The organism is Stenotrophomonas sp. 05L44_2 (assembly GCF_056665995.1).
Genome location: NZ_JBFTNR010000088.1, coordinates 1 through 11221, shown reverse-complemented (window position 1 = coordinate 11221; position 11221 = coordinate 1). Strand labels below are relative to the sequence as shown.

General features: G+C 65.6%; 14 protein-coding genes. 3 read left to right on the top strand and 11 right to left on the bottom strand.

What is annotated here, in order from left to right:
- From AC1VAN_RS04985 to AC1VAN_RS04955, 7 genes are all read right to left on the bottom strand, one after another.
- On the bottom strand, positions 1-247 hold a 247-nt coding region (locus tag AC1VAN_RS04985; RefSeq protein WP_480985374.1), incomplete at its 3' end, for an EF-hand domain-containing protein.
- A gap of 31 nt (positions 248-278) precedes the next feature.
- Positions 279-671 (bottom strand): hypothetical protein, encoded by a 393-nt coding sequence (locus tag AC1VAN_RS04980; RefSeq protein WP_480985373.1) that lies wholly within the window; start codon positions 669-671, stop codon positions 279-281.
- 90 nt (positions 672-761) lie between these two features.
- A complete protein-coding gene (locus AC1VAN_RS04975; protein ID WP_282280520.1) occupies positions 762-2726 on the bottom strand; it encodes a MacB family efflux pump subunit in 1965 nt (654 codons plus the stop codon).
- Positions 2674-3702, bottom strand: coding sequence for an efflux RND transporter periplasmic adaptor subunit (locus AC1VAN_RS04970; protein ID WP_480985372.1), 1029 nt, complete (start codon positions 3700-3702; stop codon positions 2674-2676). The genes AC1VAN_RS04975 and AC1VAN_RS04970 overlap by 53 nt, the downstream gene beginning before the upstream one ends.
- A 136-nt stretch (positions 3703-3838) precedes the next feature.
- On the bottom strand, positions 3839-4261 hold the full coding sequence (locus tag AC1VAN_RS04965; RefSeq protein WP_032976232.1) for a hypothetical protein: 423 nt from the start codon (positions 4259-4261) through the stop codon (positions 3839-3841).
- A 321-nt stretch (positions 4262-4582) separates the two neighbouring features.
- On the bottom strand, positions 4583-5932 hold the full coding sequence (locus AC1VAN_RS04960) for a sensor histidine kinase (RefSeq protein WP_032976231.1): 1350 nt from the start codon (positions 5930-5932) through the stop codon (positions 4583-4585).
- On the bottom strand, positions 5932-6606 hold the full coding sequence (locus AC1VAN_RS04955) for a response regulator transcription factor (RefSeq protein ID WP_032976230.1): 675 nt from the start codon (positions 6604-6606) through the stop codon (positions 5932-5934). The genes AC1VAN_RS04960 and AC1VAN_RS04955 overlap by 1 nt, the downstream gene beginning before the upstream one ends.
- Positions 6607-6817: 211 nt before the next feature.
- Here AC1VAN_RS04955 and AC1VAN_RS04950 point away from each other — a divergent pair, with 211 nt between their 5' ends.
- Together AC1VAN_RS04950 and AC1VAN_RS04945 are read left to right on the top strand one after the other, a co-directional pair.
- Positions 6818-7099 carry a hypothetical protein gene (locus AC1VAN_RS04950; protein WP_480985371.1) on the top strand — a complete coding sequence of 94 codons (282 nt, stop codon included), beginning with the start codon at positions 6818-6820 and terminating at the stop codon, positions 7097-7099.
- Between the two features lie 106 nt (positions 7100-7205).
- Positions 7206-7784: a hypothetical protein gene (locus AC1VAN_RS04945; protein WP_235189945.1), complete on the top strand. Its 579-nt coding sequence runs from the start codon at positions 7206-7208 to the stop codon at positions 7782-7784.
- An 11-nt stretch (positions 7785-7795) separates the two neighbouring features.
- Here AC1VAN_RS04945 and AC1VAN_RS04940 read toward each other — a convergent pair whose 3' ends face one another.
- On the bottom strand, positions 7796-8500 hold the full coding sequence (locus AC1VAN_RS04940; RefSeq protein WP_480985370.1) for a TetR/AcrR family transcriptional regulator: 705 nt from the start codon (positions 8498-8500) through the stop codon (positions 7796-7798).
- A gap of 82 nt (positions 8501-8582) precedes the next feature.
- Here AC1VAN_RS04940 and AC1VAN_RS04935 point away from each other — a divergent pair, with 82 nt between their 5' ends.
- Complete coding sequence (locus AC1VAN_RS04935) at positions 8583-10118, top strand: FAD-dependent monooxygenase (RefSeq protein WP_480985369.1); 1536 nt, start codon at positions 8583-8585, stop codon at positions 10116-10118.
- Between the two features lie 38 nt (positions 10119-10156).
- Here AC1VAN_RS04935 and AC1VAN_RS04930 read toward each other — a convergent pair whose 3' ends face one another.
- The 3 genes from AC1VAN_RS04930 to AC1VAN_RS04920 form a co-directional block, all read right to left on the bottom strand.
- Positions 10157-10405, bottom strand: coding sequence for a hypothetical protein (locus AC1VAN_RS04930; protein WP_032976225.1), 249 nt, complete (start codon positions 10403-10405; stop codon positions 10157-10159).
- A gap of 128 nt (positions 10406-10533) precedes the next feature.
- Positions 10534-10803 carry a hypothetical protein gene (locus AC1VAN_RS04925; RefSeq protein ID WP_032976223.1) on the bottom strand — a complete coding sequence of 90 codons (270 nt, stop codon included), beginning with the start codon at positions 10801-10803 and terminating at the stop codon, positions 10534-10536.
- Positions 10804-10947: 144 nt separating this feature from the next.
- Positions 10948-11124, bottom strand: a complete 177-nt coding sequence (locus tag AC1VAN_RS04920; RefSeq protein WP_165780900.1) for a hypothetical protein — start codon at positions 11122-11124, stop codon at positions 10948-10950.
- Positions 11125-11221: the final 97 nt, after the last annotated feature.

Sequence of the window (11221 nt, the reverse complement as noted above, 5' to 3'; positions counted from 1 at the left end):
CTTCCTTGCTGATCTTTCCGTCCTTGTTCTTGTCCATCGCAGCGAACGCGGCATCGATCGAGTCAGCCTGCTTGCTGAAGCGTGCCTGCTGATACGTAGCAAACTCGCCCTTGTCGACGCGACCGTCCTTGTTGCTGTCCATCGCGGTGAAGGTGGAATCGATATAGGCCTGTTTCGGGTCGGCTGGCGCCGCCTGTGCAAGCAGCGGGGCGGCGCACAGCGCGATCAACAGGGCGGTCTTGTTCATATGCATTGCATGTAGTCCTTGAGCGAGGGAGTCAGCGGCAGGGGTAGGTGTAGCCATCGCGGTCGCGATAGCTGTCGGTGCGGCGGTCATAGTTGCCGTAGCGGTTCATGCAGTAATCGGCGCGCTCGCGTGTTTCCCGCTCGCRCTTCGCCGCTGCCGCAATCACGCCCGCCACCACGGCCGCGCCCACGACGCCCACCACCACGCCCGTGGTCTTGGCGTCGTGCCGGCGCTCGCGTTCCCGGTCACGCTCCCGCTCGCGGCGCTGCCAGTCATCGCGCTCGCGGTCACGATAGTCCTGGTTCCACTGCGGGTTGTGGCGGTCGCCACGCTGCGCATGGGCATCGCCCGAGTAGGGCAGCAGCACCAGCAGCTGCGCGGTTGCTGCCAGTAGCAGCGCATTTCTTCCTGTTTTCAGAAACATCGTCCAGCTCCTGTGCGGACATCGTCGGTAGCTGCAGTACACACCGCAGACATTGCGCGAACCTGCCGTCACCGCAGTCAATTGCGGTGATTACCGGACCAGCGCTTCCACCGGATCCAGCTGCGCCGCGCGCCGTGCAGGTAAGAAGCCGAAGCCGATCCCGATCAGGCTGGAACACGCGAACGCCGCGATGATTGAATTCGCTGAAAACACCAGGCTGAAGCCCACGTCGGCCAGTGCCAGCACTGCGCCCAGCAGCAACGCCACACCAATGCCCAGCACACCACCAAGCAGGCACACCAGCACCGACTCGATCAGGAACTGCTGCAGGATGTCGCTGCGCCGCGCGCCCACGGCCATGCGTACGCCGATCTCACGGGTGCGCTCGGTCACTGATACCAGCATGATGTTCATCACTCCTATACCGCCGACCACCAGCGCGATGGCGGCAATGGAGCTGATCATCATGGTGAGGATGCCGGTGGTCTGTTCAATCGAGTGGCGGATCTGCGCGTTGTTGCTCATGAAGAAGTCGGTACTGCCGTGGCGGCGGGTCAGCAATCGTGCAATGGCCTGCTCGGCCGCTTCCATGCTGATCGCATCGGATACGCGCACGGTGATGCTGGATACATGGCTCTGGCCCAACACCCGCGCCATGGCGGTGGTGTAGGGCATCCATACCCGTAGCAGCGAGGCGTCGCCGGCGGCGCCGGCATCTTTCTTCACTACACCCACCACGCGCACCGGCACGGTGCCCAGCAGCAGGGTCTGCCCGATGGGGTTCTCGGCTGCGGCGAAGAAGCGCGCGCGGGTGTTGGCGTCGATGATCGCCACCTGCTGGTAGCCAGCCACACCCTGCGCGCCGAAGAAGGTGCCTTCGCCCAGCTTCAATCCATGCACGCGGAAGTACTGTTCGCTGACGCCCTGCACCTGCACGCTGGCGGAGCGGTTGCCGCGCATCGCAGTACCCGTGGTGGCTACGCCAGGGGTGGCACTGTCCACGAACGGTTGCCCGGCCAGGGCCACGCTGTCACCCGGGGTAAGGGTCTCCACCCGCGCCGCGTGCAGGTCGCCAAAGCCGGAGCCTGGATAGATCTCGATGGTGCTGGTACCCAGCGAAGAGATGTTGGACAGGATGGCCTGACGCGCGCCCGTACCCAGCGCRACCACCGACACCACCGAGGCGATGCCGATGATGATGCCGAGCATGGTCAGGAAGGTACGCATGCGGTGTGCGTTCATGGCGCGCAGGGCCATTCGGAAGGCCTCGGAGAAGCGATCACGCACGGCCTGCCAGCCGATGCCATCGTTGCGTTGCGGCATCGCGGTCGGCGCCACGCCCGCTGCCGAGCCAGCACCGGTGGCACGATCATCGACAATCCGACCATCGCGGATCTCGATGATGCGCTGGGCGTGTTCGGCCACCGCCATGTCATGGGTCACCAGCACCACGGTGTGGCCTTCGGCATGCAGCTCGCCGAGGATCTTCATCACTTCCTTGCCCGACTGTGTATCCAGGGCGCCGGTCGGTTCGTCGGCGAAAATCACCGCACCGCCATTCATCAGTGCGCGGGCAATCGACACGCGTTGCTGCTGGCCCCCCGACAGCTCGCCGGGCAGATGTTGCATGCGTTCACTCAGGCCCAGCCGCGCCAGCAGTTCGGCGGCCCGCGCCTGGCGCGCGGGGGAGGGCATGCCGGCATAGATCGCCGGCACTTCCACGTTGCCCAGCGCGGTCAGGTCGGCCAGCAGGTGGTAACGCTGGAAGATGAAGCCGAAGTGTTCGCGGCGTAGTTCGGCCAGTTCATCGGGCGACATCTGCGCGGTCTGGCGCCCTGCAATCTGGTATTCGCCGGCAGAGGGGCGATCGAGGCAGCCGAGGATGTTCATCAGCGTCGACTTGCCCGAGCCGGACTGGCCGACAATGGCCACCAGTTCACCGGCATGGATGTCCAGGTCCACACCGTCCAGTACCACCAGCGTCTGCTCGCCGGCGGCGAATTCACGGCGCAGCCCACGTACGCTCAGCAGAGGCTCGCTCATGGGGGCGCTCATCGGGGCTGCGCGGGTGCGGGCCGAGCACGATGCGTACCTGGGCGGTCATGTAGCTGCGCAGGCGCCCATCACGGTTGTCCACGTCGAACTGGCCGTTGTAGTACATGGCGGTACGGCTGCCGGCGGACAACGCCGGTGACGTGAGGCTGGATGCATCTTCGTTGGTGATCGATTCGGGCGCGGGCGCGATGTCGCGCAGCGTGCTGCTGTAGCGGCGGCCCGCATCGCCAAGGATGGTGAAGAAGGCTTCCTGGCCGACCGTGGTGTGCACAACGTCGGCCTCGGAGATTTCGGCATAGACGGTCATCACGTCCTGGTTGCCCAGCATGACGATGGTGGGTGCGCTCTGTACCGCGTTCACCGTCTGCCCCTGGCGGGCGACCACCGCCAGCACCGTGCCATCGGTAGGCGCGGTGATGCGGGTGTATTCCAGATTGGTCTGCGCGATGTCCACCTCGGTCTGCCGCTGCACGATCTCCCCATCCAGCGCTTTGATCTGTTCGCGGGTTGCCTCCACCTTGGCGTTGGCCGCGTCGAAGTCGGCGCGGGCAACCAGCTGCGATGCGACCAGCCGTTGCTGCCGCCGCAGGGTCAGTTCGAGCTGGCGCAGATCGGTGGCCAGTGCATCGCGGTTGGCGCGTGCGGTGCGCTGTGCTGCCTGCGCACTCAGCAGTGCATTGCGCTGGGTACGGGAGTCGATGTCGGCAATCGGGTCACCTGCCTTCACCTTGTCGCCCAGCTTCACGTACAGGGTTTCGATGCGTCCGGAAACCTGCGCGCCCACGCTTACCAGTCGCGATGGCTTGAGGGTGCCGGTGGCTTCCACCACCTGTTCGATGTTTCCGCGCACCACGGGCGCGAGCTGCAGCGGTGGCGGCGGTGCCGGTCGGAGCCAGAACCAGACGGCAATGGCAGTGCACAGTACGGCACCGGCGGTCATCAGCAGTCGGCGGTGTTTACGCGGTGCTGTGCTCATTCGCACAGCATCCAGAAGGAGCAGGTCATCGGTGGTCCTCGCGGCAGGAGAGATGCACGCTCCGGGTGCCGGGCGTGGATGGCCGTCGAGTCTCAAGGTGATGGATTGCGTGAACCTTGCGGCGCTGTCGTGGTTGTCAGGTCACTTCCATGGCGATGACCAGCGCCACGGCGACGAACTGCAAGGCACTGCCCAGCACCAGCAATGCGCTGCGCAGACGGTCGGATGTCATGCGCAGGCTGCAGAGCTGGCACAGCGTGCCGATCACCAGCCCTGCGGCAGCGAGTGTGCTGGTCGGCTGCGCGTGCACGCGATGTATCACCAGCGGGACCCACGCGCTTGCCAGCATCATCCACGCTGCATGCGTGTCCATGTTGCGYAGAGCAGCAGGGAGGGTTCGCGCTGTAGTTGATCGCCATGCGGACAGCGCGTGCAGCACGGCATGTGCGACGACGAAGAGCAGCACTGCGCTGGTCAGTGCTGCGTGTGCATGGCGGTGCGTTGAAACCACCAGTGCACTGCCGGGCAGCAACAGGAACAGCGCGGCAAAAAGGCGCATCAGCACGTTCGGACGCTTCGCAGTAGGTATCGCGCGCAGCCACTGTGGCCAATGCGGCAGTCCGCGCGCGCGATCGGCATGCGAGCGTCTATTCCACGCAGCCGCGGTCAAACCGGATGTGGCTGGTGTCGTGCGGGATCGGCTAGAGGAGGAGGGTGGAGGAACTCCTTCGGTCACGTGCAGGCTTCCTGTCAGGATGGAACGCGATGGCAGCGCAGATGCCATCGATTCGATGCTGCGCAGCGAACATTGCCGCAACCTTGCGTGTCATCGCTGTCTGCAGCGCACGGACAGGCGGCAGTCACCGATGTGCGGACGTCCTCACTGCTCTACCGATGGCGCAGAGACAACGCCCGGGTGCTGTGGGAATTCGACGCGGATCAGCGCGCCGCCACCAGGGGCATCCAGAATCGTGACATGGCCACCGTGACGGTCGATCACCTGCCGCACCAGGTTCAGTCCCAGGCCCGCACCGGTCTGGCGTGGGCGCAGTCGCTGGAACGGCTCGAACACACGTTCGCGCTGGTCCACCGGAATGCCGGGGCCATCGTCTTCCACTTCCAGGCAGCTGCCCTGCACCCGCACGATGATCTGGCGGCCACCGTGCTCGGCGGCATTCAACACCAGGTTGGAGATCACCCGTTCGACCGCGCCAGCCTCACCCAGCACCGGGAAGTGTGGTTCCACCGCCACCGCCACCGTCTTGTCCGACTGGATCAGCAGGGGCGCAAGATCGGCGGCCACCCGTTTGGCCACCCGGGCCAGGTTGAGGGTTTCCTTTGGACCGTCCTCTTCCATGCGGTGCAGGTCCAGCAGCTGCTCGGCCAGGGTCGCCAGACGCGCGACTTCAACGGCAAAGCTGCGCGAAGTCGAATCATCAGCGGCATCGATCTTTACCCGCAGGATCGCGATCGGCGTGCGCAACTCATGCGCCGCTGCGGCGATGAAACGGCGTTGCCGCTCGTGTCCTTCATCCAACCGACCCAATGCATCGTTGACGGCGGTCACCAGCGGCGCGATCTCCACCGGCACCGCGGTCTCGGTCAGGCGGATGCCACGACGGCTGGCCGAGATGTTGCGGGCTTCCTGCGCGATGCGCTCGACACCGGCCAGTGCCCGCCGCACGATGATCGGCGTCAGGATGATGGTGGCCAGCGCCAGCAGCAGGAAGATCGGCAGGGTGATGATGTGCGCGGCCAACGCCATCTGCATGGTCAGTGAATCGGTTTCGCCATGGGCCATGATGGTCAGCTTGCCGGCCGGTCCGCCGTGCTGGCGTACCACCACGGCCAGGCCATCGCTGCGATCACGCCCGCGCAGGTCGCCATAGGGGATGCCATCGAGGGCGCCGACCAGCGAGGCATAGGCCGGTGGCACATGACCGAAGGTGACGTGGTGCCCATGCTCGTCCTCGGCGATGAACCAGGCACCGGGGACGATCTTCAGCAGTTCGGCCAGCTCCGGCGTGTGCTGCACGTACAGTTCGCCGTTGCGGTCGCGGTGCACCGCCTCGGCCGCCACCGGTGCGAAGGTCTGGATGGTGTAGTAGCCACCGCTGTCGGCACGAACCAGCACCATCAGCAGGGCGAAGAAGGCCACCAGCAGGGCCAGCAACTGGTAGATCAGCGTCTTGACGATCAGCGGTCGCTTCAACGACGGGCGACGCGCCATCACTTGCTTTCCCGCATCAGATAGCCAACCCCGCGAATGGCGTGGATCTCCACGCCCGCATCGGCGTCAGCGAGTTTTCGGCGCAGGCGCGAGACGTGCGAATCCAGGGTGTTGGAATGGATGCCGTCGTCGAAGCCATACACCGCCATCTCGATGGATTCGCGCAGCACGGTGCGGCCCAGGCGCCGTGCGAGGGCGGCCAGCACCCGGATCTCGCGCCGCGGCAGCTCCAGCCGCTGGCCGTCCACACTGGCCTCGCCCGAGGCGGGGTCGAACACCAATCGGCCGATGCTGATGGACTCCACTTGCAATCCGCTTGGACGACGGCCAGCAGCACGGATCCGCGCGAACAGCTCCTCCAGCGCGAAGGGTTTGGCCAGGTAGTCATCGGCGCCTTCATCCAGGCCGGCAATCCGGTCCGGCAACTGGCCCAGCGCGCTCAGCACGATGATCGGCACCCCGGGGTTGCGCTCGCGCAGCACCGAAATCAACGCCAGGCCATCGCCATCAGGCAGGGTGCGGTCCAACAGCACCAGATCGTGCAGGCCGCACAGGGCCGCCTCCCGCGCCAGTGCCAGGGTATTGGCCACGTCCACTACATAGCGCTCGCGCTGCAGGGCGGACTTGAGGGTGGCGGCCAGTTCGGCTTCGTCTTCGATCAGCAGGATGTGCATCAGCAGGGCTTGGGCAGGGAGAGGCCGCAGAAGGGCGGTTCGGCACGCGCCGGCACCGTATTACAGGAACATTGCGTGAACATGGCGTGCCTCCGCATCTGCCGGAAGACCATGGCGGCAGGTGGTGAAGCCGAAGGTCCGGCGCAAGGTTCACGCAATCCAGGCGCTCCAGCCTTGGCGCCCATTCGCAGTTCCCATCCCTGGAGTCACCATGAAGTYGTTCGTTCCGCTGCTGTTCCTCGCCACGATGACCGGCTGCACCACCGCCAAGATGACCGTCACCCCGGATGGCCGCCGTGGCGTTTCCATCGACTGCAGCGGCTCCAGTTCCTGGAGCGGTTGCTACGAGAAGGCCGGGCAGATGTGCCCCGGTGGCTACGTGGTCTTCAGCAAGGATGGCGATGAGGGCAACGCCATCGCGGTCGGCAACAAGAACGGCTTCACCTCCACCCAGATGGTCACCCGCTCGATGCTGGTGTCCTGCTCCGGTTGACGATCACGTCGCTCATCTTTCGTGCTCCCTGCGCCGACTGAACGATCAGGGCCGGACACATCGCGGCGCTGATCATCTGGCAGGGATGGATGGACATCCCGCACGCATGGGTGCACGACGCGTCATTTTCCTGCAGATGCCCGATATCAGGCGCTTTCAGCGGCGCGGCCATTCGCGGGCAGCGCTGCTCTTTCCTTTTGCTTCATGCCCCTGTAACACGATCATCGCTACCACGGTGGTCCCAGCGATTCCGCTGGGATCTTCTGGAGACGCTGGAATGGAGTTCAGAACGTCTGTATTGCTCGTGGCCCTGATGGCCGCTCCCGCAGTAGCCCATGCTGAAGTCTGCTTTTCGCGGGACGGTTTCGTCATGACATGTCCCAGCTTGTTGCCGCACCCGGTGAAGGCACGATTCGAGGTTGGAACGTTGCCACGCGTGGCCGGCTCGCCTTCGGAAATCTACATCACCGGTGGCGGGAGGGTGGATGGCACCAGCAATTTCTATGTGTTTGCCAACGGCAAGATGCTGTGCGAGACGAGCGGCAATCTCGATGGTAGCAACACCACGCCCGTACGGCATTGCAATGGCACGATCACAACACCCGGAACCTACGTGATCTCGGCATCACGCAGCAATAGCGGCAATTTCCTGGCCCCGGACGATGTGGTGATCAACGTCCAGTAAAACATCTGCCATCAAGGGCCCCGGGCCGTAGTTGCCGGGGCCTGGTCCTGCACCCCGATCCGCATGTCACTGCACTGGCGCTGCGCCGGGTCGGTATACGGTGTGCTGGCCAATGCCACCAGCGTCCCCGTCGCGCCGCGCACGATCAGCGGCACCATCACCTGCCGCGGATCACCGCCGAACGACAGGGCGCGCAGCCCCTGTTCGTAGGCGGCCACCATCGACGCCATCAGCATCGTCGCACCCAGTCGTGCGTCGGCGTCGCCGACGGGTCGCCCCGCTGACTCAGCCATCAACTGCGCCAGGTCATCGGTCAGCAGCGCCTGCAGCTGCCGCGCATGGGCCRCCAGTACGGCGCTTTGGGCCACGGTTTTCCAGAACGACGCCGCACCGGCGTTGATCCGCAGCAGCGGATGGCCGGTGTCCAGCAGTTCCCGCACCAGTCCTTGGAAGGCGGCCAGCGGCGTCATCGACGTGCGYGCGGCCATGCCCTCGCGCAGCAGCTGGCGCGCTTCCTCGTCACGGTCGAACACCAGCTGTTCCTTGCTGGCGAAGTAGTTGAACACCGTCTTGCGCGAAACCCCGGCGGCATCGGCGATCTCGCTCATTGACACCGCCTCGAAGCCGCGCTCGATGATCAGCCGGGTGGCGACGTCGGAAATCGCCTGTCGGGTCTCGGCTTTGCGCTGCTCACGGCGGCCGGGTGGCGGGGGCATGGGCGGGTCACTTGTGGAAAAGTACACCGAGTGTAACATTGAGGCCGCCAGAGTGCCGACCGGGTGCTCACGAGGATTGCCAATGCGGTACGACGTCGTCATTGCCGGGGCTGGCCCGGTGGGACTGCTGCTGGCCTGTGAACTGYGTCAGGCAGGAAGCGCGGTGCTGGTACTGGAGCAGGYGGCCTCGCCGGATTCGCCGCTGAAGCGCCTGCCGTTCGGGCTGCGCGGTTTGAATGCCCCGACGCTGGAGGCGCTCGACCGRCGCGGTCTGCTGGACGCGGTGGCAGCCGGCCAGGTGCTGAAGCCGGAGAAAGGCCCGCCGCCGCCGGGAACCGCGCACTGGCTCTCGCAGCCACGCAAGCTGGGTGGTCACTTCGCGGGTATTCCGTTTGCACTGGACAACGTCGACAGCGGTCGCTGGCCGTGGCGCCTGCCCAGCCCGGTCGGCACGCAGATGGCGGTGGAACTGCAGGCGCTGGAGGCCGTGCTGGCCGAGCGCGCGCAGGCGCTGGGCGCAGTGATCCTGCGTGGTGCAGGCGTGCAGAGCGTGCAGATGGGGGCCGGCGAGGTCCAGGTCGAGGCGGGCGGACAGGCCTTCCGCGGGCGCTGGCTGGTCGGCTGCGATGGAGGCCGCAGCACCGTGCGCAAGCAGTGCGGTTTCAGCTTTGCTGGTACCGATCCAGAGTTCACCGGCCACTCGCTCAGTGTTGAACTGGAAGATCCGACGGTACTCAGCCCGGGGCGTCACACCACCGCGCAGGGCATGTGCAACTTCAATCCGCCGGGCACGATCGCCCTGGCCGACTTCGACGGCGGCGCGGGCCACCGCCAGCCACTTGATCGCGAATCGGCACAGGCGCTGCTGCGCCGCATCTCCGGCCGCGAAGCAACGATCACCGCACTGCATCTGGCCACCACCTGGACCGACGGCGCACGGCAGGCCACCGCCTATCGTCGTGGCCGCGTGCTGCTGGCCGGCGATGCCGCACATGTGCATTCGCCGCTGGGTGGGCAGGGTCTGAACCTGGGCCTGGGCGATGCGATGAACCTTGGCTGGAAGCTCGCCGCCGTCGTGCGCGGCGAGGCAGCTGATGCGCTGTTGGATACCTATCAGGCCGAACGCCATCCGATCGGCGCGCGCGTGCTGGAATGGTCGCGCGCGCAGGTCGCATTGATGCGCCCAAGCGCGGGCTCACGTGCACTGGCTGCCATCGTCGCCGATCTGGCAGAAACACGTGATGGCGCCACGTATCTCGCCGAGCGCGTGTGGGGTGTGGGCCAGCAGCTGGACCTCGGCCATACCCATCCGCTGGTGGGCCGCAGCACGCCGGATTTCCTGCTGGTCGATGGTCGCCGCATGGGTGAACTACTGCGGRCAGGGCAGGCGGTGCTGCTGGTGTTCGATGCTGCTGCCTCGTTGTGCGAGGCGGTTGATGTTGAACGGGCCCGCATCCTGTCCATCGCGCAGCCCGCTGTCGATTCGCTGGGCCTGTCGGCGCTGCTGGTTCGTCCGGACGGCATTGTCGCCTGGGCCAGTGATGGCGCCGATGCGGCAGGACTGGCGCGGGCGGTACAGGAATGGACGAGCTCAGCTGGCAGGGAAGCGATTGCCTGACTTCCGGCGCAGCCCGCGCAGGGCTGCGCCGCCATCTTTCAGAGATCCTTCTTCTTGCCGCTCAGGTCCAGCGGCTGGTCACTGCCTTTGCGCTCGCTCGACCAGACCTCAACGCTCTTGCTGCATCGGCTTTCGCGGGCGGCAACCTCAGGCGGCAGGTCCTTCACATGCGGCGACTCCTGGCAGGCTGCGTGCATGGCCGAATCGTCATAAGTGGCACAGCCACTGATGGAAGCGAGAGCAAGGAAACAGAGAGCGGAGCGGAGCAGGGGCTGCAGCAGGCGCATGGGGAGATCTCAAGAGGGCCGGTCTGGCCATCGAATTCAATCCGTGACTTGGCTCACGCGCAATCCGACTGGCAGCACTTGTTATTGAGTAACAATTGTGGGAACGCTCAGAGGCGGGCGATTGCCAATCAGGCAATGCAGATCAGGAATATCGTCGACAGCGCGAGCATCAGCACGAACACACGCCGGCTCAAGGCCAGGCAGGTCAGGCAGGCCGCCAACGCCCAGGCCGCCAGCAGTGCACATCCCAGCAGCCACAGCCCGACCGTCATCATCGAGCCGGCCGCTGCGGCAGACAGCGCAAAGACCTTGAACAGCGCCACGCCCAGCACGCTGCCCAGCGCGCCGGCCCGCAGGGCAATCGCATCGTGGCAGGTGGGGGAAAGCTGGCGGTGCATGAGGGCTGTGTCGCGCTTTGGGAGCTGGCGTGCGCAACTCTGCAGCAAGGCGGATCTACGCCGCGTGTTCGTCGCACCGCCAGCGCGCAAATGCCGTGATGAGCTCACCACGGCATGTGCATGCTGAATGCCAGTGCTGCCCGGTCAGCGCGCCGGTTGGGAGGCCAGCATGTCGCGCCCGTGTGGGGTCAGATCGATATCCGCATCTTCCGCCTGCACCGCCAGGCCTTCCTTCACGGCCCACGTCGCCGCATCGCTTCCTACAGGGCGCGCATCGGCAATGGCGCGCAGGATGGTGAACTGTTCTTCAGTCAACGGCATGGTACGTCCTCATACGCCCAGCAGGGGCGGCAGTTGCCAGTCCGAAAGGCGCGCATTGCTGATGGCCTGATGGCAGCCACAGGCATCACAACGGAAC